The organism is Desulfoscipio sp. XC116 (genome assembly GCF_039851975.1).
Lineage (GTDB): Bacteria > Bacillota > Desulfotomaculia > Desulfotomaculales > Desulfallaceae > Sporotomaculum.
The window spans coordinates 2,985,501-3,008,357 of the sequence record NZ_CP156660.1 but is presented as its reverse complement, the minus strand read 5'-3'; the positions used below and the strand labels follow the sequence as shown (position 1 = coordinate 3,008,357).

Annotated in this window: 19 protein-coding genes; 8 read left to right on the top strand and 11 right to left on the bottom strand. The window is 46.2% G+C overall.

Annotation, left to right across the window (positions count from 1 at the left end):
- Positions 1-139 precede the first annotated feature (139 nt).
- Genes ABDB91_RS14395 through ABDB91_RS14385 form a run of 3 tightly spaced genes read left to right on the top strand, consistent with a single transcriptional unit; the run spans position 140 to position 2,654 of the window.
- Positions 140-1,120, top strand: coding sequence for a MetQ/NlpA family ABC transporter substrate-binding protein (locus ABDB91_RS14395; protein WP_347488399.1), 981 nt, complete (start codon positions 140-142; stop codon positions 1,118-1,120).
- Complete coding sequence (locus tag ABDB91_RS14390; protein WP_347488398.1) at positions 1,117-1,884, top strand: ABC transporter ATP-binding protein; 768 nt, start codon at positions 1,117-1,119, stop codon at positions 1,882-1,884. Before ABDB91_RS14395 ends, ABDB91_RS14390 begins: the two co-directional genes overlap by 4 nt.
- Positions 1,885-1,901: 17 nt before the next feature.
- Positions 1,902-2,654 carry an ABC transporter permease gene (locus ABDB91_RS14385; RefSeq protein WP_347488397.1) on the top strand — a complete coding sequence of 251 codons (753 nt, stop codon included), beginning with the start codon at positions 1,902-1,904 and terminating at the stop codon, positions 2,652-2,654.
- A gap of 240 nt (positions 2,655-2,894) precedes the next feature.
- Here the strand turns inward: ABDB91_RS14385 and menG are convergent, their stop codons facing one another.
- From menG to ABDB91_RS14365, 4 genes are all read right to left on the bottom strand, one after another.
- Positions 2,895-3,602, bottom strand: coding sequence for a demethylmenaquinone methyltransferase (menG, locus tag ABDB91_RS14380; protein WP_347488396.1), 708 nt, complete (start codon positions 3,600-3,602; stop codon positions 2,895-2,897).
- Positions 3,603-3,613: 11 nt separating this feature from the next.
- Positions 3,614-4,210 carry a 4Fe-4S dicluster domain-containing protein gene (locus ABDB91_RS14375; protein ID WP_347488395.1) on the bottom strand — a complete coding sequence of 199 codons (597 nt, stop codon included), beginning with the start codon at positions 4,208-4,210 and terminating at the stop codon, positions 3,614-3,616.
- Between the two features lie 147 nt (positions 4,211-4,357).
- Complete coding sequence (locus ABDB91_RS14370; RefSeq protein WP_347488394.1) at positions 4,358-4,798, bottom strand: PPC domain-containing DNA-binding protein; 441 nt, start codon at positions 4,796-4,798, stop codon at positions 4,358-4,360.
- A 332-nt stretch (positions 4,799-5,130) separates the two neighbouring features.
- Positions 5,131-5,907 carry an enoyl-CoA hydratase/isomerase family protein gene (locus ABDB91_RS14365; RefSeq protein WP_347488393.1) on the bottom strand — a complete coding sequence of 259 codons (777 nt, stop codon included), beginning with the start codon at positions 5,905-5,907 and terminating at the stop codon, positions 5,131-5,133.
- Positions 5,908-6,180: 273 nt separating this feature from the next.
- Here ABDB91_RS14365 and ABDB91_RS14360 point away from each other — a divergent pair, with 273 nt between their 5' ends.
- The gene (locus tag ABDB91_RS14360; RefSeq protein WP_347488392.1) at positions 6,181-6,402 is read left to right on the top strand and encodes a cation transporter; all 222 of its coding nucleotides are present in this window, start codon (positions 6,181-6,183) and stop codon (positions 6,400-6,402) included.
- A gap of 171 nt (positions 6,403-6,573) precedes the next feature.
- On the opposite strand, the gene ABDB91_RS14355 is transcribed toward ABDB91_RS14360, so the two are convergent.
- The 3 genes from ABDB91_RS14355 to ABDB91_RS14345 form a co-directional block, all read right to left on the bottom strand.
- On the bottom strand, positions 6,574-8,259 hold the full coding sequence (locus tag ABDB91_RS14355) for a hydantoinase B/oxoprolinase family protein (protein WP_347488391.1): 1,686 nt from the start codon (positions 8,257-8,259) through the stop codon (positions 6,574-6,576).
- 2 nt (positions 8,260-8,261) lie between these two features.
- Positions 8,262-10,304: a hydantoinase/oxoprolinase family protein gene (locus ABDB91_RS14350; RefSeq protein ID WP_347488390.1), complete on the bottom strand. Its 2,043-nt coding sequence runs from the start codon at positions 10,302-10,304 to the stop codon at positions 8,262-8,264.
- Positions 10,305-10,618: 314 nt separating this feature from the next.
- Entirely contained in the window at positions 10,619-11,170 is a 552-nt protein-coding gene (locus tag ABDB91_RS14345) for a manganese catalase family protein (protein ID WP_347488389.1), read from the bottom strand.
- A gap of 353 nt (positions 11,171-11,523) precedes the next feature.
- On the opposite strand from ABDB91_RS14345, the gene ABDB91_RS14340 reads away from it, so the two are divergent.
- Together ABDB91_RS14340 and ABDB91_RS14335 are read left to right on the top strand one after the other, a co-directional pair.
- Positions 11,524-13,671 carry a Tex family protein gene (locus tag ABDB91_RS14340; RefSeq protein WP_347488388.1) on the top strand — a complete coding sequence of 716 codons (2,148 nt, stop codon included), beginning with the start codon at positions 11,524-11,526 and terminating at the stop codon, positions 13,669-13,671.
- Positions 13,672-14,010: 339 nt separating this feature from the next.
- Positions 14,011-15,522 carry an SLC13 family permease gene (locus tag ABDB91_RS14335; protein ID WP_347488387.1) on the top strand — a complete coding sequence of 504 codons (1,512 nt, stop codon included), beginning with the start codon at positions 14,011-14,013 and terminating at the stop codon, positions 15,520-15,522.
- A 133-nt stretch (positions 15,523-15,655) separates the two neighbouring features.
- Here the strand turns inward: ABDB91_RS14335 and ABDB91_RS14330 are convergent, their stop codons facing one another.
- Positions 15,656-16,000, bottom strand: a complete 345-nt coding sequence (locus ABDB91_RS14330) for a YlbF family regulator (RefSeq protein WP_347488386.1) — start codon at positions 15,998-16,000, stop codon at positions 15,656-15,658.
- Between the two features lie 150 nt (positions 16,001-16,150).
- Positions 16,151-16,420: a hypothetical protein gene (locus ABDB91_RS14325; RefSeq protein WP_347488385.1), complete on the bottom strand. Its 270-nt coding sequence runs from the start codon at positions 16,418-16,420 to the stop codon at positions 16,151-16,153.
- Between the two features lie 190 nt (positions 16,421-16,610).
- Between ABDB91_RS14325 and ABDB91_RS14320 the strand changes: the two genes are divergently transcribed.
- Together ABDB91_RS14320 and ABDB91_RS14315 are read left to right on the top strand one after the other, a co-directional pair.
- Entirely contained in the window at positions 16,611-17,537 is a 927-nt protein-coding gene (locus ABDB91_RS14320; RefSeq protein WP_347488384.1) for a tyrosine-type recombinase/integrase, read from the top strand.
- A 26-nt stretch (positions 17,538-17,563) separates the two neighbouring features.
- Positions 17,564-18,661 (top strand): glycosyltransferase, encoded by a 1,098-nt coding sequence (locus tag ABDB91_RS14315; RefSeq protein ID WP_347488383.1) that lies wholly within the window; start codon positions 17,564-17,566, stop codon positions 18,659-18,661.
- A 42-nt stretch (positions 18,662-18,703) separates the two neighbouring features.
- On the opposite strand, the gene ABDB91_RS14310 is transcribed toward ABDB91_RS14315, so the two are convergent.
- On the bottom strand, positions 18,704-22,075 hold the full coding sequence (locus tag ABDB91_RS14310) for an AAA family ATPase (protein ID WP_347488382.1): 3,372 nt from the start codon (positions 22,073-22,075) through the stop codon (positions 18,704-18,706).
- Positions 22,076-22,336: 261 nt separating this feature from the next.
- Complete coding sequence (locus ABDB91_RS14305) at positions 22,337-22,735, bottom strand: helix-turn-helix transcriptional regulator (RefSeq protein ID WP_347488381.1); 399 nt, start codon at positions 22,733-22,735, stop codon at positions 22,337-22,339.
- Positions 22,736-22,857 lie beyond the last annotated feature (122 nt).

The window sequence follows — 22,857 nt, the reverse complement described above, 5'->3', positions numbered from 1 at the left end:
TCTTTGCTTGGGGCGGATTATATTTTTAAAGTGGGCGATGAAATTGTAAAGGCAGGATTTAATTTTTAAAAATAGAATGTTGATAAAATGTTGGGTGTGGTAAAATAAATCGCTATCCATATATAGGAGGGGGAAAGAATTGTATTTGCGTGGAAAAATAACGGTTATTTTGTTAATGACAAGTTTGTTGCTTGCCATGGGTGGATGCGGCGGTCATAACCCACAGCCGGCCGGTGAACAACCGATCCCTATTAAGGTGGGCATGATGCCGATTACAGATAACCTGCCCTTCTGGGTGGCCGAGGAAAACGGTTATTTTGCGGAAGAAGGTTTGAAAGTTGAACTGGTGCCCTTTCCCAGCGCGTTGGAGCGGGACAGTGCTTTTGTTGCCGGGCAGATAGACGCCGGTGTCGGTGATCTGCTGGCTGTGGCCGCCATGAATAACAGCGGTGCCGAGGTGCGGGCTGTATCCGTGGCTCAGGGCGCCGTGCCCGGGGAAAACCGTTTTGCCATACTGGCGGCTCCCGGTTCGGATATTACAAGCTCGGAACAGTTGAAAAACGTACCCATTGCCCTTTCTTTAAACACCGTTAATGAGTATATCACCGACAGTTTGCTGGGTGCCCGCGGTTTGCAGCCCGAAGAAATCGATAAAACTAATATAGTTAAATTGCCTATCCGGTTGGATAGCCTTTTAAATGGCCAGGTTAAAGCGGCTGTTTTGCCCGACCCTTTTGCTACTCTGGCGGAAATTAAAGGGGCCTGTCTTGTGTTGGACAACACGGAAAACACTGTGGCGCAAACAGTGGTTATTGTACGCAAGGAAGCTCTGGCTGCCAATCTGCCGGGAATACGGAAATTAATGCATGCTTACGCCCGTGCGGTGGAAGATTTACAATCCGATCCCATGCAATATGAAACCCTTTTGTCCGCAAAGGCCAGAGTGCCGGAAGACGTGCTGTCCAGTAACGAACATCCCCTGGCATTGCATTTTTCCGCGCCCGGGCTGCCGGATAGGGATGGTCTGGAAAAGACCATTGCCTGGATGAAGGATCATGACTTACTGCAAAAAGAACTAAGCTATGACGATTTGGTGGACGGGCGGGTTATTAATAAGTGATAAATTCCTTGCAACAATTACTAATGGTTGAAGTAAAAGATTTATCGGTGGACTACCGTCAGCGGCAACAGGTGGTGCCTGCCTTGCGGGAAGTATCTTTTGATATACCTCAAGGCAGTACCTGCGCGCTCATCGGCCCGTCGGGCTGTGGCAAGTCAACCTTGTTATATGTGCTGTCCGGCTTGTTGGGTAAATTTTCCGGTAAGGTGCTGGTAGATAAGGAGCCGGTGGCCCCTCTGCGCAGACAGACGGCACTTATTTTGCAAGACTACGGGTTGCTGCCCTGGAAAAAGGTTTTTGATAACGTGGGACTGGGCTTGGAAATCAGGGGTATAAAAGGGGGCCAAAAACAATCCGCGGTAAAACGGGTACTGGCCGAGGTGGGGCTGTGGGAACTGCGGGACCGTTATCCTTCTCAGCTGAGCGGCGGTCAGCGGCAGCGCATCGGTATCGCCAGGGCCCTGGCTTTGGAGCCCGACCTGCTATTGATGGACGAGCCGTTTTCTTCACTGGATGCTTTAACCCGGGAAAAGCTGCAAAGACAAATGCTGCAAATATGGCAGGGCAAACGGATGACTATTGTGCTGGTAACCCACAGTATAGAAGAAGCCATTTTCTTGGGGCGGCAAATTATTGTGCTGTCCGGCCATCCGGGACGGGTCTTGGATATTGTGGACAATCCCGGGGCAGGGGAGCCGGGTTACCGAAAATCAGCTCAATTTCACGCTTTGACCACGATATTGCGTGAAAAACTGGTGCCGTAAACGGGGTAGATTTATTGATGCCTAAACTAAAATACAAAAATTTATTAGCTATCATAGTTTCCATAGCCGGTTTGCTGCTGGGCTGGGAGCTGCTGGCCGTGGCGCTGGATAATCCCGCTCTGCCTGAACCGCTGCCGGCATTGGCTACGTTTTTTCAGGAATTGACGCGCGGTTTATGGCGGCATTTTATTATTAGCAGCTACCGGGTGTTGGTGAGCCTGGTTGCATCACTGGCAATAGCTATACCTTTGGGAATGGTGCTGGGTCGGGAGGCGAGGCTGGACCGTTATGCGGCTCCTGTTTTGTACCTGGTTTATCCGGTGCCCAAAATTGTATTTCTGCCGGTATTAATGGTGCTCCTTGGTATAGGGGATATCTCTAAAATCTTTTTGATAACCCTGGTGGTTTTTTTTCAAATCCTGGTCCCCATAAGAGACGCCGCCCGGGGTATTAATACGGCGGTGATTAATTCCATAAAATCGCTTGGCGCACGCCAGTATGATATCTACAAGCACGTGGTATGGCCCGCGGTGTTGCCCGAGGTGCTTACCTCGCTGCGTATTGCCTCGGGTACGGCTATTGCAATTTTATTTTTTTCGGAAACCATTGTCAGCCGGGAGGGCCTGGGCTATTATTTGCTGGATGCCTGGTCCCGGTATGCTTTCCGGGAAATGTTCGCCGGTATTATTGCCATGGGCTTGCTGGGCTTTATTATTTATATGATACTCGATTGTTTGGAACGCAGGCTTTGTCCGTGGAAATACCTGTAGAGCAGGTGAGGACGGTTCCCGCTTGTTGCGGCGATTTTAGCTTTGGCAGTTGGGCTTGATGCTGTCGGATAACAAACCCTAAAAAGACGTTATGCATATTCCGGTGAACAATGCAAACGTCTTTAATTAATCATCTGATTTCTAAGACTTCCGCTTCTATAAGTGGGAGTTCTATTTTTCACTTCAGGCGGGGTAGAATCCCATCCGGAGCCCTGATGTTCAGCTTATAGCCGAACAAGTTTACTTTGGTTTGCGCCCCAGGTGCATGGCGGCTACTCCTCCGGTGTACGCTTTTACTTCTATATCGACCAGTCCGGCCTGCCGGAACATATCCGCCAGTTCCCGGCAGCCGGGAAAATCCCTGGCCGATTCCTGCAGCCAGGAGTATTGCTTGTAGCTCTTAGCCAGCAGCTTACCCAGAAACGGCATCACGTAGCCAAAATAGACGTAATACAGTTGTCTGAATACCGGCATGGCCGGTTGGGATGTTTCCAGGCAGACTACTTGGCCGCCCGGCCTGGCCACCCGGCTCATTTCCCGCAGTACTTGCAGGTAGTCCGGAACATTACGCAGGCCGAAGCCAATGGTCACGTGATCGAAGGAATTGTCGGCAAACGGTAATTCCATGGCATTGCCGTGGATAAGCCGCACGTGCCGCAGGTTCCGGGCTTGTACCTTTTCCCGGCCGATTTGGAGCATATTTTGACTGAAATCCAGCCCATAGATTGCTCCTTCCGGACCGACGGCTTTGGCCAGGGCAATGGTCCAGTCAGCCGTTCCGCAGCATACATCCAGCGCCATCTGGCCTTTTTGCACTCGCATGCGCCGCATGGTATCCCTGCGCCAGGCTTTGTGCCGTTGGAAGCTGATCACCGAATTCATAAAGTCATATTTACCTGAAATCGATTCAAATACGTCATGTACGCGTTCTTCTTTCGATTGATGCATAGATTTCCCTTCTAATTAAATTCTTTATCAGTTCGGTCCAGTACACTGCCCAATCTTTCACCGGGACGGCCTTCATTAATAAACAACTCCACGCAGCGTTTAAGCGATGCGGCCACATCGCCTGTGTCGGCCATGGCCATTAATTCGGTGGCCAAACGGGGGTGCCGTCCAAGTTTGCCCCCGGCCAGCACTTTGTAACCTACCTTGTTTAAATGCAATGCCCCGGTGGGGCAAGCGCGGGCGCACTGTCCGCAATTAAGGCAGGCGCCGCGGTCAATGATGGCCTTTTCCTCCGCCATGCTTATAGCGGCCTCGGCGCATACTTCGATGCAGGCGCCACATTTACTGCATCCTTCGCCTACTTCCGGGACGGCCTGTCCCTGAACGCCAAAGTCTTTAATCTGGGGCTGGCTGCAGGAATTGGGGCAGCCGGCCAGGGCCAGGTGAAACATTTGGTGGTGCAGGGGGCGGTCATTATCTATTTTCGATCCTGCGCGGATGTTAAATCGGCAGTTATCCAGCACTTGCAGCAGTTCGTTTTCCAACATGTCTAAATCCACCACCCGGTTGGGGCAGTTGCGGCATTTTTTTATGGTAAAAAAATTCATGCTGTAGCCTCCCATATTATAGATACTTGTTTAACGCAGATGATTCACATATGGTTTAAGTATACCGGGAGGTTTTCCGTATATCAGTAAAATTAGTTTACCTGCGGTGTGATTTTGGTCACATTTGGCGCTAAAGCAGCCTTGCCGTTATCGTAAAAAGCTAAGTATTTTAAGTTCGGATGCCGCATCGAATTCTCTGACGGCTCCGGTGTCCAACAGCTCGAGAATAATCACCTCCGCCACCAGGTAGACTTCCGATTCGCCCCTGATGCAGCCCATTAAGGCGGTGTCGCCCTTGCCCAGGGCTCCGTGCAGGTGCAGTGCCGGTGCGCCGTTATCCTGAAAAATTGTGCCTATACCGATCATTTCACGGCAGTCGTTAAAATTACGCCGGACTGCTTCCGGGGTACGAGTGCATGCTTTGGGTCCGACCACCAGGGAGGCTTCCTTTATAGCGCCGATAGCATAAAAAATACCCGCCTCGATTTTTTCTTGCCCGGCCAGCTTCTTTAATTCCGCAAGCAAATCGTCTCCGTGCTCCACCCGGGCAACGAAGACGCGTCCTATTTTCCCTTGTGTGTATTGCATCTATTATCCGTTCCTTTCCCGTACCGATATCAATTGCATAACGATGCGTGGGTTTTACCACCTAATAGTATATCATGGGCGGAAAAATCTTAATAGACTGCCATGTTGCTAACGCGGCCAGGGCTTGTCTAAGTTTGCCGCTTGGATTTGCTAAAAAATGACGATGTCCTCCGGAGCATAAAATAATCGGGCGGGAAGCCTTTCGGATGTTATGTATAATGGGTAGGGCTGTCCAAGGTACATGGATTTTAAAATGAAAAGCCACCGTTCTTGATGGGCCGGTGGCTTCTATTGGTCTGAGAAAATATAATTGGGATTAAACAGCATATTGATTATTTAAAATTAGGCTTTCTTTTTTGTAAAAATGCGTTTACACCTTCCGGGAAATCATCATCCGACCAGGCCATAAGCTGCATAGAGGCCTCCGCTTCCAACTGAGCGGCGAGAGTGTTCTGATCGCTTAACTTGAGCATTTGCTTGATATAACGTATCGCTCGCTGGGGACCGGCAGCTAGTTTCCGCGCTAGTTTTAATGTTTCCCGGTGTAAATCTTCCGCCGCTACCACACGATTAAAAATGCCCAGCTCACAGCACTCCCCGGCATCAAGCATGCGCCCGGTGAGCATTAATTCCGCTGCTTTGTGATAGCCTGTATAGCGCGGCAGAAACCAGGAGGCCCCGCTGTCGGGTACAGCGGCAATATTTACAAAGTTCGGCGCAAATTTGGCGTTTTCCGCTGCCAGTACCATGTCGCAGGCCATGGCCACCGCTGTGCCCGCTCCGGCTACCGCGCCGTTTACTGCGGCAATGACGGGTTTACTTAGCCTGTCCAGCATGGTTATGACTGTCGCGGCGTTATCTAATATCTGCCTCTTCTTTAGGTTGTCGTCCGATGCCATCAACCAGGACAAATCACCGCCGGCGCAAAAAGCTTTTTCAGATCCGGTAACCACCAAGACGCGGACATTATCGTCTTGTTCAGCTTGCCGCAGCGCTCCGGTAAAATCTTGAGCCAGCTCAAGATTAATGGCGTTAAAACTTTTTGGCCTGTTGAGGGTTAACCAGGCCACATGTTCCTTTAATTCATAAGTTATGGTTTGGTAAGTCAAAATCTTCACCACCTTGTCCAAAATGAGCATTCATTCATTTCTAGATAATTAGACTAATATTTTATTTATCCTGCCGGGTTGGAAAAAATGTTCCCCGCATAATAACCTTCGTACTATCGAAAGATATATGAAGACCATTAGTTTTAATTAACTCCATAATGTCAATTTTAGACCGGATTTAGATGCTTGTGGTATTTTCTCAAAACGTTTTTCCGGCTTTCGGCGATAGTATTATAAACTACACTTTAAATAATAACAGGTGGGGTGGTTGATGTGGAATCCGTTACTTTCAAAGTGGAAGGCATAGAAGATGAAACCGACAAGGTCAATGTTATTAACGCCCTGCACAAATACTCGGGAGTGTTGGACATCGGTGTGGATATGCATACAAAGCTGGTGAGGGTGGAGTACGACCCGAGCAATATCAGAGCGGAAGATATGCAGCAGGATATTGAAAAGGAAAAATATCACGTGGTTTATGTTGTAAGAAATTAAGTCCTAAAGCATGTCGTTATCTATTAAAATCGTTATTAATTTGAATTTAAGTTTGAATTTGATCAAATCCAAGACTCTCACTTATTATAAGTGGGAGTTCCTATTTTTGCTTCAGGTGGGGTGGAATCCCCATCTGAAGCCCTGATGTTCAGCCTTGGCTGAACGAGTTCGCTATTCATCTTTATCTAATGCCGCTCCGTATTGTTTCCATGCGGCATCTTTGGAGACCAGCCCGCTTTTTACATCCTGGCGTGCGGCTTCCGGGGAACGGTCCCGTGGGGTGCCAAAGCCGCCGCCTCCGGCTGTTTCCAGGGTAATAACGGTGCCTTTCGGAACAGCTCTGGTGCATTTGCCGGGCATAACTTCTTGGGTACTGTTTGGCAGTTTAATGCTGCACAGGGAGCCGCGGCCCGGTGCGCCTCCCTGCAGCCCCCAGGGAGGTTGTACATTTCTCTCTGTGCTGACCGACACCATGGCGTCTTGTAAAACCGTAATTTGCCTTACCAGTCCGGTGCCGCCTCTGTATTGGCCCGGCCCGCCCGAATCGGGGATTAATCCGTATTTTCCCACTAGCAGGGGGTAATTCATTTCTATCACTTCCACCGGTGTGTTCAGCGTGTTGGTCATATTTACGTGTACTCCGTCAAGTCCGTCCTGGTTGTATTTGGCCCCCTGCCCGCCACCGTAAGTTTCCACGTAGGAATAATAATCATCGCGGGCATTTTGACCGCCGATGGTAAAGTTGCTCATGCTGCCTGTACCGGCGGCGGTTACCCGGTGGGGCACGGCTTGGGCCAGAGCGCCAAGCACTACATCGGTAATCCGCTGGGCGGTATTGATGTTGGCGTGGGCTACAGGAGCGGGAAAGCGCGGGTTGACCAGTGTGCCGGGCGGGGTGATGATATCCGCCGCTCGGGCGATACCTTCGCTGGCCGGCAAATCCGGGTCGGCAACTGCTTTAACGGCAAAATAAACGCAGGCCAGAGTTACGCCCCGGGTAGCGTTAACGGGGCCCTTTGCCTGTGGGCCGGTGCCTGTGAAATCAACCTTCACCATATCCTCTCCAATATGTACGGTGGCGGCGATTTTAATTAATTCTTCGGTAATGCCGTCCCCTTCCAGATAATCACTGAAACAATAAACACCTGTGGGTATGTTTTTTAAGGCCAGGCGAATTCTTCGCTCGGCGTAATTAATTATGGCCTGCATATAAAAGATCAGCGTATCTATACCTGTCCTGCGGGCTAACTCCTGCAGTCTTTGTACGCCCACCTGGTTGGCCGATAGCTGGGCCTGGATGTCACCGTAAAATTCTTCGGAGGTACGCACGTTGTGAGCCAGTACATTCAGTAAATCCTGGTTGATGCACCCCCGGCTGCATATTTTAACGGGGGGTATCCTAATCCCTTCCTGGAATATTTCCGTGGTGGATGTGGACATGCTGCCCGGTGTCGCGCCTCCTACATCAACGTGATGGGCCAGATTGGCCACCAGGGCGATAGGCTGTTCCCCGTAAAAAACGGGGGAAATGAGGCATATATCCGGCAAGTGGGAGCCGCTGATGTAAGGGTCATTAATCATTATAGCGTCCCCGGGGGCAAGTTCCTGCGCGGGAAAATGTTCCAGGACCGCCTTGACAACGGTGGGCATGAGCCCCAGATGCAGGGGAATATGTTCCGCCTGGGCCACCAGGCTGCCTGTAGTGGTATGTATAGCGGTGGAACAATCCTTTCGGTCCTTAATGTTGGGTGAAAGGGCGGTGCGGGTGAGAGTGACGCCCATTTCCTCCGCCACAGACTGTAGCGCGTTGCGCAGCACCTCCAGGGTGATGGGATCGGCAGTCATCTGTTTATGCATATTTAGCGCACCCCCGTTTCGATGATAATGTTGCCCCAGCGGTCACAACGGGCGTTATTGCCCGGCCAGATAAGTGTGGTAGTGTCAGCCTGCGTGACCACGGCCGGTCCCTGGATGCGCCAGCCCGGTCCGGTTAACCGTCTTTCGTACACCGGCACATCGTGGTAGGAACCGTTCATATATACCCGCCTGGTGCTGGAACTGCCCGGCAGTTCGCCTGATGGCCGGGTGCGAGGCTGCAGCTTGGGCAGTCTGCCGGTGGCGGCCAGCCTCAGCGTGACGATTTCCACTGCCGCTTTTTCCCGGCAGTAACCGTAATGCTGCAGATGACGGCGGTGAAAACGCTGCCCAATGACTAAAAGATCGGCTCCGATGAGCTCGTTGTCGGGTATGGCTATAGTTAGCTCATAGGACTGTCCCCGGTAGCGTAAATCCATAAACCGGCTCAAATTGATTTGTGATTTGTCGAACCCTTCCCCGGTTAAATCTCCGCTTCCTTGTTTGGCTAAATCATCATAAATGGCATTGATACCGGGGCAAGCGTCGGGTGCTAAATCCGTGACGTGAGTAATGGAATAATCATGGCGCACGTCTGCGGAAAGCATACCCCAGGCCGAGGTGACCCCGGGGTGGGGCGGTATCAAAATGCGTGGGATGCCCATCTCCCGGGCCAGTTCCACGGCTTGCAGCGGTCCCGCTCCGCCAAAGGGCACCAGTGTGAAGTCGCGCGGGTCAAAACCTCTTTGCACCGATATAACGCGCATAGCCCGGACCATGTTGGCGTTCACCACTTTGATAACACCCTCGGCGGCCGCCTCCGGGGTTAACCCCAGCGGGCGGCCTATTTTTTCATCGACATGCCGGGCGGCCATTTCCGTGCTTATATTATCCAGTCCGGCAAAGTCTTCCGGGGTCAGCCGGCCCAGTACCATGTTGGCGTCCGTTACCGTGGGCTCGTGTCCCCCCAGGTTGTAGCAGGCCGGTCCGGGTATGGATCCGGCGCTGCGTGGGCCTACCCGCAGTGCTCCACCTGTGTCAATCCAAGCGATACTGCCTCCCCCCGCGCCGATGGTGTGGATGTCCAGCATGGGCAGCCGCAGTGGATGGCCACCGATGCTTCCTTCTGTTGTAAAGCGGGGTTCTTGCCTGTGAATGAGACAGATATCCATACTGGTGCCGCCTATATCCGCGGTTAACAAATTGTTGTGACCGGTTTGGCGGGCTATATAAACACCGGCCAGTACGCCGCCCGCCGGGCCGCTTAACACGGTGCGCGCGCTCTGCTGCCGGGCTTGGGGGGCGGTAATTACCCCGCCGTTGGATTGCATAATGAACAGTTCGCTTTCAACACCGGCGGAACGTAAATTTTGGGCCAGCCGGCTGACATAGCGGTCCACTTTGGGCTTGACCAGGGCGTTGATTACCGTGGTGCTGGTGCGCTCATACTCTCTGAATTCCGGTAGTATTTCCGAGGAAATGGTTATGGATAGGTGAGGCAATTCTTTTCGCAGTGCTTCCTTAATTATTATTTCATGCTCGGGATTGGCATAGGCATGCAATAAACACACGGCTGCCGATTCGGCGCCGGACTGTCTTAATTGTTCTATAAGGTTGTTTATGTCTTCTTTCCCAAGCCTGGTTTTAACGCTGCCGTCCGCTAAAATTCGTTCTTCAATTTCCAACACCATGTGGCGGGGCAAAAGCGGGGCCGGTTTTTGTGCCCAAAAATTGTATAGATGCGGGCGATTTTGACGTCCGATAAAAATAATGTCTCTAAAACCGCGGGTAGTGATCAATGCGGTGCGGGCGCCTTTTTGCTCTAATATGGCGTTTGTGGCTACCGTGGTGCCGTGCAGTACAAAATTAATCTCCCGGAGCCGTATGCCTTGCTGTGAAGCTATTTTTTTTATACCCTCCAGTACTGCGCGGGAAGGGTCATCAGGGGTTGAAGGTTCCTTGGCAATTAATAATCTACCGTTGTCGCCCAGCAGGCAAAAATCGGTAAATGTGCCGCCGGTGTCCACAGCCAGTTTATATTTGGTCAAATAAAATCACCTGCTCAGTTAAGGTTGAGCCCCCGGGTTGGTAAGCGGCCGCGCCCGGGCCGCCGACCGGCGATACCGGCGGCAATAACGGATAGTTAATGCAAAGCCCGGTCGTGCCACACCCGCTTCGGCCGGTAAAGTCAAGGTTTTTATTTATCGAATTGGTAAGATTGCCTTATGTAGATGATCTTGGAATATTAGTTTGATGTTCTTTGGTGTATTTTTCAGCACATTGCAACAAAAACCCTTTTATTTTTGCTTGATCATAGTCAATTTTTACGGAAAATCTGTAACTCTTTGCATGTTGAAAGTAGTTATTTGCAATATTTATCCACAGCTTCGGTAAACAATCGCAGGTGATATTGCTCGTCCATAATAATCCTTTCCAACATTTCATCTATGAAGGGGTCCCGAATTAATTGCTGATGCTTGCGGTATTGTTCTATGGCTGATTTTTCCGCGGCTATGTCGGCGGCCAGGCGGTCGCAAACAGAGTTTCCGTAATAAACATAGTTACCGCACCAGTAGGTTGCCTTATTATTGGTCAGGGTGCGTATCTGAGGATCTACGCCCAGCAATAAAATGGTTTCACCCAACATTTCCAGGTGCTGCATCTCAATTATAGAAATGCATTCCTCCAGCTCCGCCAAGTCGGCAAACTTTTCTCCAAAGACGATATGGTGGTGAAAGTATTGATTAATAGCAGTCATTTCACTGACCTGGCCGGCGTAATCCTCCAGCAGTAATTCAGCGTAATAGCGGTTGGGCCTTTGTATTCTTACTTCCGGATACGGTGCGGGTAGGGCGCACCACCTGTTTATGTGCGCGTTGCGGGTAATAGTTTGGTTTGTGACTTCCTTGGTCAAAAAACCATCTCCCCATGGTTAGTTTATTAATAAAACATCCAAGCCGGGCTATCTTACCTGATAAGTTAAAGGCGCAATGCGGCATCAATAAAACATATGGTTCCGGATTATTAATTAGAAGGATTAATTTGCGAAAGATCACACTCTAACAGGAACATAAGGCGCTTGCATTAGAAAAAACAATAGATTGTCATATATTTCGTTAGACTGCTTGTCGAAATTGGGATAAGATACCGCTTTAATTTAACAAAACATTGGTAAAATCGGGTATGTATCATATAATTGTAAAAGCATATTACAGGCATCTGCTTTTACGGTTAAAGATATAAATTTTGGGGGAGGAAAAAGACCTTATGCCAAACGCATTGCTAAACGATATTCTGCAAATAGTGGCCCGGGAAGCCGATATTCCCCGGCATAAAGTGGAGAGTACCGTACATCTGTTGGAAGAAGGCAACACCGTGCCTTTTATTGCCCGGTATCGTAAGGAGGCAACCGGCGAACTTGACGAGGTGCAGATACGGCGCATAGAAGAGCTGGTCAAGTTTCACCGCCACCTGGAACAGCGCAAGGCTGAGGTGCTGAGGATTATTGATGAGCAGGGCAAGCTGACTGAGGAACTCCGGGACAGGATAATGAGCGCCGTTAAACTTACCGAGGTAGAGGATATCTATCGACCCTACCGGCAGAAACGTAAAACCCGGGCCGGGGTGGCCCGGGAGCGCGGATTGGCACCGCTGGCGGAGTATCTTATCTCCCTTCCGCAGGCCGGTAACCCGGAGACCGAAGCCGGCGCATATTTATCGGAGACGGTATTAACCGTGGAGGACGCCCTGCAGGGGGCGATGGATATAGTGGCCGAACAAGTGGCCGATGATCCTGATGTGCGCGGCTGGGTGCGGGATTATACCCGGCGGCAGGGCTTGTTGGCGACCCGGGCTCGGAATGTCCAGGCAGAATCGGTCTATCAGATGTATTATGATTACCAGGAGCCGATACGCAAAGTAGTGCCGCACCGGGTGCTGGCTATTAACCGGGGTGAACGGGAGGAGTATCTCAAGGTGACGGTACAGGTGGATAGTGATGCGGTGCTTGACTGGCTGTACCGCCGTTTTATAAAACGTGAATCGGTAACTTTGGGCTTGGTGCAAAAGGCCGTGGCGGATGCTTATAAAAGGCTGGTGGCGCCGGCTGTGGAACGTGATGTGCGCAGTGAATTGACGGAGGAAGCCGAATCCCGTGCCGTGCAGGTTTTTGCCCGCAACTTGCGCAGTCTGCTTATGCAGCCTCCGGTGCGGGATGTAATGGTACTGGCGCTCGATCCCGCCTACCGGACGGGGTGTAAATGGGCCGCAGTGGATGAAACGGGAAAACTTTTAGAGGTGGGTGTAATATACCCCACGCCGCCGCAAAAAAGGATAGCTGAAGCCGAGGCCGAATTGGCCCGGGTGGTCAAACAGTATGCCGTGCAGGTTATTGCCATTGGCAATGGCACCGCTTCCAGGGAAACCGAGCAGTTCGTAGCCGGTTTTATACAACAAGAACAGTCGGGGCTGGTTTATACTATTGTCAGTGAGGCCGGGGCCAGCGTTTATTCAGCTTCCGAATTGGCTGCCAGGGAGTTTCCCGATTTGGACGTATCGGCCCGCAGCGCTGTATCCATCGCGCGGCGGCTGCAGGACCCGCTGGCCGAGCTGGTGAAAATTGAGCCCCGGGCCGTTGGTGTGGGCCAGTATCAGCATGATGTGGCGCCGAAACAATTGAATGAAAGTCTGGCTAAAGTAGTGGAATCGGCTGTTAACTATGTGGGCGTCGATTTAAACACTGCGTCGGCATCGCTGCTTGGCTATGTAGCCGGAATCAATGCCGTGGTGGCGGAAAATATAGTGCGGCACCGGGAGCAAAACGGTCGTTTTCTGAACCGCCGCCAGCTGGCCCTTGTACCCCGGTTGGGCTCTAAAACCTTTGAACAGTGCGTGGGATTTCTGCGCATCAGTGGCGGGGAGAATTTGCTTGACGCCACGCCCATTCATCCCGAATCCTACCCGATAACAGCTAAATTATTGGACTTGCTGGGTGTTAAAACTGTGGACATTGGCCGCTCGGACCTGCGTTCCAGGCTGGCCCGGTTAGATATCGATGACCTGGCGGCACGGCTGGGTGCCGGTGTGCCGACTTTGCGGGATATAATAGAAAGCCTGATGCGCCCCGGACGTGACCCGCGCGAAGAACTGCCCCCGCCGGTTTTTCGGTTTGATGTGTTGAGTATAGAAGATCTCCGGGCAGGCATGCTGCTGAAAGGTACCGTGCGCAACGTAGTTGATTTCGGTGCTTTTGTGGACATTGGCGTAAAAAATGACGGTCTGGTGCATATTTCGGAGCTGACCGAAGGTTATGTACGCCATCCGCTGGATGTGATATCGGTGGGGGATGTGGTTGCCGTTCGCGTGCTTGCGGTGGATGTGGCGCGTCATAGAGTATCTTTGTCCATGCGGGTTTAAATCCGCACGGGCAAAGATATGTTAATTAGTTCACAACACGTATTTCCATAAGCCCAATTATCAGAAATTTTTTTTAAAACTTTTCGATGTAGTGACAAAAAGTAGTTGCAAAAAGAATGAGAATTAAATATAATCTTAGTAAGTTACATAATGCACAAATCTAAAATAGTGCTATTGATTAAAAGTAGCAACTAAGAATAAACCACATGGTGAGGAGGGATTTAGAAGAAAATAGCATGGGTTTGCAGCTTATATAGTGATATATTTCACTACCGCTAATTGTTAATTATTTAACTAACCGGCTTTAAGCCTCGGTTAATTATTATGGGGGGTGGTTAAATGAGTAATACCACACAAGCAGCTATCAGCGCTTCCGTAAATGCCGAACAACAAATTAATGACTTATCAGGCGAGTGGAAAAGAATAGCTTTTGCAGTATTGGGTATCGGTTTATTTGCACTTTTTTATTTCTTGCCCCAACTCCCGCCGGCCGTAGATCCTACGGGTAAGGCATTTGAATTATCGCGGGAGGCGCAGTTGTCCATCGGACTTTTTCTGTTGGCCGGAGTATGGTGGGTGTTTGAAGTAATACCCATTGGTGTAACCAGTCTTACTATCGGCGTTATGCAGGCGGCATTTATGATTCGGCCGGCTGTCGAAGCTTTTGCCGTATTTATGGATCCATCGGTGCTGTTCATTTTAGGTTCGCTGCTGCTGGGCGTAGCTTTTACCAAAGCGGGTGTGACAACCCGTCTGGCTTTTAAAATGCTCTCCGTGGTGGGTGAGGATTCCCGTAAAATACTGCTGGGTGTGTTTCTGGTGACCTTGGCATTGACGCTGGTGATGGCCCACACGGCAGTGGCTGCCACCATGTTCCCGCTGATGCTGGTCATTATAAGTATGTACGGTAAAGAGGATGTACCCACGAATTTTGGCAGGGCTATGTTTATCGGTATGGCGTATTCCGCCGGTGCCGGCAGCTTAATCACCCTGCTGGGTGCGGCTCGTGGGCCGGTGGCATTGGGATTCTTCAAAGAATTCACCAGTATTGATATTGGTTTCCTCGAATATTCCATAGCCATGGCACCTTTGGGTATTATCATGGTATTAATAACCTGGTTTCTGCTGAGCTATGTGTTTTTCAAACCCGAACAGGACAAAATCGATGGTTTGAAAAAGAAAGTGGATGAAGTAAATTCGCAAATGGGTCCCATGACGGGGAAGGAAATCTTTGTTATTGCACTGGCTGTGGCGGTGGTGGCTATATTGGCAACCCAGCAGTTTATTCCGGCCATTGCAGATATGAACAGGAGTATCCCCATATTGATGGCAGCAATTATTATGTTTATGGCTAAGCTGTTTACGGTGGAAGATCTGGAAAAGAGCGTCCCTTGGAATATCGTGCTTTTGTTTGGCGGTGCTATGAGTATCGGTACTTGTTTGTGGGTTACCGGGGCCGCCGAGTGGATGGCCATACACTGGCTGACTATGTTCCAAAATGCCAACTGGTTGGTTTTCGTGGTGGCTATAGCCTTTTTGGTGATCATTATGACCAACTTTATTATGAACGTGGCGGCCATTGCCATTACAATGCCGGTGGCCCTGGTAATGGCCGAGTACCTGGGTGTTAACTCTTACCTGATCTTGTATACATGCTTGGCCGCGGCAGGTCTGCCTTATATGCTGCTGGTGGGTGCGGCACCCAACGCCATTGCATACCAAGCCAAACAATTTACCACCGGTCAGTTCTTTTTGGTGGGTGTTCCATTCACCATTCTGGCGCTGATTATGGTGGCGGTATTTGCCTTGACGGTATGGCCCATATTGGGTATACCGGCTCTGGTCAAGTAGTTTTTGGCCTTAAGGTTTTTAGTTGATAAATTATTGAAAATTAGCTTAGGCAGCTGTTGCTGATTAAATGCGAGCAGCTGCCTTTTTGTAGTTTGCTCCGGTATCTAGTAAAATAAGGCGGAATGATTCCGCCTTATTCTTTTATCTTGTTTACACCGGCTTCCTTGATAATTTTCATAATTTCATTCATCATGTTTTGAAATTTTTCCTGGGCTTCTGAAAAGGTTTTAATGGCCTTGTTCTCCACTATCTTAAGCTGTACCTGTTCGAATTCCCTGGCTTCATCAGGAGTTAACGCTTCCCCTTTTTTTTGTTTTTCTTTTTGTAGTTTTTGAAGCTCATGAAATTTTTTTAGCAATTGCTGGGCATTGGGATCTCCAATCATTTCATTTTCCTTCTTTTGTATTTCCTTAAACTCTTCAGATTCAACAATGCTCTTACCCAATGCGGAAGCTTTTTCAAAAACGTCCTTGGACATCGGTTGATCCTCCTCCTCCAATATATATAATTAGTATCAATCCTGGTCCATAATAATCCAGCACGACATAAGTGTATTATAACACGGAGGGACAAGGAACCAAAGGTTATGATAAAATATTAGTTTTAATAGTGCAAAATCCTCATAACCTCAATCCTCTTCATTGCTAACTGCCACCTCACGAGCAAATGCTTGTCTCTCAATGGAACTTTGAATAATGTTTAACCCAACCGTATAAGGCATTTTTGGCAAGTACACGAGTATTTGGAATATTTTGTGATTGATTATCTCCTCCCGTACTGTGGGGGATAGATTTTTATCCGTGACTATGAAATAACAGCCGTCGGAACGCTTATAAACAAAACCCAGGGCGTCCGCCATAAGGTCTCCTTCCCTAATGCGGATTTTAAAGGCGGTCACGATATCCTCCTGCTTAATTCTTTTGTCAAGCAGGGCTTTAATTATTTTATGCCTCGGCATCTGTTTGATCGTACCTAGATTCATCTGGACACTTCATAAATTACTACCGCATTGTTGGCGGCAACATTCGACAAAATCATACTGATCATTCATAATGGCATATGACAATATATTTAGAGGTGAATTATGAATGCTGCAATTGGAAAAGTTAGTAATTAATTACCTTGAAATATGCAAATATCAGAAAAATTTAAGCCAAAAGACATTAAAAGCATACAAGATTGATTTTCAACAGTTTTTAAACTACATGAAAGGAACAGACGGCAATTTGAATAAGATAAACCTGTCCAACTATATTACTTATCTTCATAAAACATACAAGCCTAAAACTATTAAACGCAAGCTTGCCAGTCTCAAAGCGTTTTGCAATTATCTTGAATACGATGAAGTTATACAGAAAGATCCATTTTCAAAAATTAAAGTAAAGTTTCAGGAACCCTTCCTGTTGCCCAGGACAATACCTTTAACCACCATTCAGACTGTTCTTTCAACGGTTTATAAAGAATTGAGCCAAAATAATACTGCTTTCAAATTTAAGACTGTTTTACGCGATATAGCTGTACTTGAATTGCTTTTTGCCACCGGCATTAGGGTGTCGGAACTTTGTTCATTGACCGTCGATGATGTTAATATGTCGGACGGATTCATAAGAATTTATGGCAAAGGCTCAAGGGAGCGGATTGTCCAGATTGTAAATAAAGATGTTCTTCTAGCTCTAAGGAATTATAAAAATGCTTTTCTAGATAAAATGAACGAGAGAGATTTTTTCTTTATTAACCGCCTTAATAACCGACTTTCCGAACAATCTGTCAGGTTTATGATTAACAAATATGTGTACATGGCCGGAGTCGCAACACATATTACGCCACATATGTTCCGGCATACCTTTGCAACGTTGCTGTTGGAAGAGGATGTTGATATCCGATATATCCAGCGCTTATTAGGACACAGCTCAATAGTAACAACTCAGATATATACTCATGTTACCTCTAATAAACAAAAATGCATATTAGCCTCTAAACACCCCCGCAATAAAGTGGTTATCAATAAAGGATAACTATTAATTATCGGGGGTGAGCATTTGTGATATATTCCATTATTATACCTTATCACAGCAACCAAATCTTGCTACATGCATGTTTGGACAGTTTAATCTCCACAATCCCTGATGGGGTGGAAATTATTATTGTAGCAAACAATTCCAATCCAAAAGAGCATAGCATTGAGCTCCCCTATGCCCAGTGTCGATTGATAAAAGTTAATTATGAATTATTTTATCCAAAAGCGATTCACCTTGGCGTAGAGCAGGCAAAAGGACAGTATGTCATTTTTTGTGACGCAGATACCGTTTATACGAAAGGCTGGTTTCAGGCGCTGACTTCCTTTTACCAACAGCAGGAGGGTATTGGCTACGCATCCTCCAAGCTACTAAATCCCTATGATGAAACGATTATTGATTTCGGTATAGGATTTACCGAATTTAATTCACCACATCCTTTTCGAGGTAGAAACAAACATTTTCATCTAGCTGATCAATCTTTTTGCGCACAAGCTGCTTGTGCAGCCAGCTCACTTATCAGAAAAAAGTTATTTATTGATATAGGAGGCTTTAATGAAAAACTGATGCATTCATATTCTGATATTGATTTATGCCTGAGATTGAAGGAAAAGGGCTTTAGTACATGGTGCATCAACGACTCTTTAGTGTTTCACAAAGGCAACTCTACATACAATAGCGGGATGTCAAACCATTTAAAGGGTGACACTAAAGGTCAATACATGGCGGTTTGCTCCGGTAAAATTAAGATTGATATGGATCATTATTTTAAAATTGCTGCCGATTATTTTATCAGTCAGTGCGTTTTTTTACACAAAGAATACTACTTGATTGACTTTACAACCATCGCCGATAAACGTTGGCATTATGAGCTTTTTGAGGATTTGCTTAACATTAGTTTCTCTGATGTGTACAATCGCCCATACAAAGTCCGTGATGCCGACCATATTCCACTTTATGAACTTCTGGACAGTAATATCCGACAGATGCGTTTTCCGATTCTGTATTTTGTTGATGATTTCCGCGCTCTTCAAACCAATACTATCTGGAAGTATTTAAGAGATTGCAGTTGGGATATAGTCATTGATAGAAACGCCAATATACTTCGTATAACGGAAATATAAAGGTTTTCTGGTTTATTTAGAGATTTTATTTATAACCGGTAATTATGGGCAAGGGTAGTTGATGGTTTTTTTTTGATTGCACAACGGGCTTTCTGCAGAACGATTGCTCAAATAAGTTTTCCAATCTTTACACCGCATTTTTTTTATTTCGTTAATCTTTTTGCGCAATGGAGAACTCTTTACCATGTTGATCGTTTCCTCATCAACTTCATCACCCATACTTCTGAGTGCGCTTGATATATCTAAAAAATAAATCGTTGCTCGTTCTTCTTCTTTATCATTTTCACTTTTTCTAATGAACTGAGTCAGCGCTTTCTGATAGAACCGACAAGCTGTTTTTTTTTCTTCTGATAGTAACTCGTAGGCCTTTGCTCTTATATAAGAGCAAACCGCAAACCCACCCGGACTGTTGTTCTCCTGGCAAAGGTTCTCAGCTTCATTGGTTAGGTGCAACACTTCGTCAAAGGGTTTTCCTGTCATGAGTGAGACCACAGCTTTAAGAATCTTAGATTTTGTGTAGAAATAGGGAACGTACAAATTTCGCTTGTGGAATATTTCTACATTTCGAATCAACTCATAGGCTTGCGCATAATTATGCTGCATGGTTGCAGCTAACGCTTTATGGTAGTAGACTCCGCTTTCCCAAGCGGGAACATTTTTACGATTTTTATCCCACAAAAGGTAGGCTTTCTCCCAATAATAAATTGTTTTGTCGTTATATTTATTACTGCAGTAATACAGATAACCGTAATCAATGAGATTTTGTATAATTAATTCAATGTCATGAATGGCCTGCGCGATTTGATAGGACTTATCAATGCCCTCTTTAGCAAGCGCAGAAAATGGATGAAGGTTGTCGGGAATATCTGTGCGATTATAAGCAATATGTTGCCTGTTTAACAGTATTGCTTGTGCTCGTTTTGCTCCGTTTCTATATTTGAACCTTAGTTTACTGACTAGCTCCAGAACCTCTTTGGCGAGCACAATGACCTGGTCGTTACGGTGAAGCACCAGCAGCATATTCAAATATTCTTTAATAAACAGCATATATTCATCCCCGGCAGTATAGAAAAAAGAATGCTCTAGCAAATAGCGTTTATAGATCAATTCATACTTTTCAATTGCAGCCAAATAGGAAACCTTTGCTTGCAGGTGATAGCAGTATGCTCCATAAAAGCCGACTATATCAACAGCATTTAAACGTTGAAACATGTCTTGGTCGGCAATGGCGCTATAAAGCTCATCGTTGAACTTCTTTTGTATCTGCCCCGGTATTTTGTTTTTCAGTAGCTGCTCAACAGCCCATGCGATTTTACCTTGATCCAGATGTCCTGATTGCGCTGCTGCGATAAAATATTGTGCCGGGTAGATATTGCGCCGATTAGCTTTCTTTAACACAACCAAACAATCTCTTAGCAGAGCGGCGTTGAGGTAAGGAAACTTATTTGAAAAAAACTTACCAATCAATTGGTGATAAAATACGATTTTTTCATTTTGGCGAATAAATCCTAGGCTAAATAATGCATCCAAAGCCAATTCATCAAAGTCCATTTCGTCAAGTATCTCCCGTGATATGCTTTCAAAAAAACACAATAATTGTATAATAGACTTCATGGCAGAAAATTGTTTTTCCGTTTGTTTTTTCGCAAATTGCCAGCGCAGCTCAAAATATTCGTTCAATTGATATGGCAGCTTCTCTAAAGATTCGTAGAAACGCTCGTTATTAACAATATAAAAATAATCATCAATGTTTTTAATAATACTGTCTTCGCATAGCTTTAAAAGTATCTGCTCCAAAAACAAAGGCCGATTTTGTGCAATAGCAACAATACGATTTATCGCTGCATCATAAGCTATTGCACTGAGATTGCAAGTATCTGTTGACACTCCGAAGCATTGTTTTACATACGAATTAGCTTGCTGGGTTGTGAATCCATTTATTTGCTGTAGGAGAAAATTATCTTTATAATCCTTACGCAAATTCATAATACGGGAAAAGAAATTGCGTGCCAAACTATCTTTTATTAAATAATCCATATTAAAGGTCAGCAGTAAATTAACATCATGATATGCTTCATAAAGATTCATCATTTCATGAAGTATTTTGATGGACAAGTCGTCAAGATTCTGCACATTATCGAACACAAGTAAATAGCGGTGCTCGCTCTGTGCTTCTAACAATGATAGTGCTACGCGATGAATGTTTTTCTCAATCTCAAAATCTTGATTATAAAGAATCATCATGGCAATATTATCTGGCGTTTCCAAGTTTTCTTTTAGAGTCAGGGCTTCCATGTTTACAAAAGGTAGTGTATAGAGCCTGGCCATGACCTTCATCAACCAGTTTCTACAAATTCCATTGTTCTGTTCTGTATTGATAACGATGCATTTTTCATTCTTCAACAGATAACGGTTGTGAATCTCCTGGGCCAGACGCGTCTTCCCAACGCCACTACATCCATGAAGGGTTACCACGGAATAAGTTTTTGACGCGAATCGGCTGTCCACTTCGTCCAATAAATTTTGATAACCAATGAATGGAGTATCAAGTAGCCAACTGCACTGGAAACTACCGAAGAGACTATTCTTCTGATGTTCACACTGGATTGTAATTTCCGGTAAATAGATTGTGGCTGCATATGTGATAATTTTTAATGGGATTTGGTATGAAAACAAAGTCGCGCCATCAAGAACTATTGTTTTGTTAATTTGCAATTGCCGGTTTGCGCTCTCAAAATAACGATACCCATCATCATTTTTAAGATTAACGCTTATTTGAATAATCTTTTTCTCAATTGAAAAATTCTCGATGTAAATATTAATAATGATGATTTCGTTTACTTTGAGCTTCTGACTTCGCAGTTCCTGCAGACGGTATTCATAGTTATGCCTAGGCAAAAAAACAGTTTCATAAACACGATAGTTTTTTGACTCGGTATTAAGTTCTTTATCGATATAGTTTGGAAAGAAAAAAGAAAATTCAATATTATGCTTATGCTTAAAGATGAGTGCTTCCAGCTTTTCATCATCAAAAACACGTATAACCTTTTTATGTACCCCTGAGAACATGGACAGCGATTCTTTTGCCTGCTTATTGAGCGGGCTGTATGAGAAAAATAATATTTCGTTGACATTATTAAGGGTGCTCATAATTAAGGTAGGAGCAAGCACATTGATGGACAGATTATCTTTATAACTTTTGCACTCTGCCCATTTTTGGACCGTTTTGCCATCTATCTTGAATTCAGAGAAAAAGTCTCTTTTTTTATCCCATGTTTTTTTCGTCCTAATCCAATTTTCCTTTGGGTATTCCGCTTTGAGGATTTGCATTACCAAATCCTCAAAAAAAATTCCATCAAATCTACCGTGAATACCCCGAAACTTATGCCAATACTTTTTCAGTAAATATTTCATCTTATCACGCCTTAAATCACGCAAGTATAATTAATAGTTATCCTTTATTTATTGGTTCATTCTGCTAAGATTTTCTTAATCATTACTGATTAAGGTTTGATTATTATCCATCGTTTGACATACTCTAAGCTGCGTGGCAGGGGAGTATGTTGTATTCGGGCATTTGTTCATTTTTTTTATCGAAAAGAAGAATAATGAAAAATAATGTCGAATGTTTCTAAATGAACTGAAAGCCACTACCATATTATTTGGCAGTAGCTTTCAGCTCCCCTTATCTAAGGGTTCTTCTTCAAGTGCTTTAATTATCCTGATCACCTTTTTTACTCCTTCTGGGGTCATGGGTATCACCTGTTTAAATAGGAGTTGCAGGTCTTTCCGGCTTTTAAGCTCAGACCAGAATTCCAAAAGCTTGGGGTCGTCTTGTAGGGATGATTCGATGATCTTCTCCGGGGTTTCGCGAATATCAGTCCGTCCAAGAAGGTAGTCGACGCTAACATCATAATAATCTGCGAATGTTTGGAGAGTTACTGGGTCTGGACGACGTTCACCGGCTTCATATTTTGTTACAGCTGATCTTGAAATTTTGAACGTCTTCGCTAAACCTTCTTGAGTTAGAGATTTCTCTTCTCTTAATGATTTAAGGCGTCCCGTTAAATCCATATTGTCACCCCTTGTAAAAGTGTAGCACATTATGTCCCATTGTAAATATCTGCATGCTTCCAGGGGACATAATGGGTGATTAATGGTTGTAAAACTATTGATATGGTACGAATTGTCCCAGG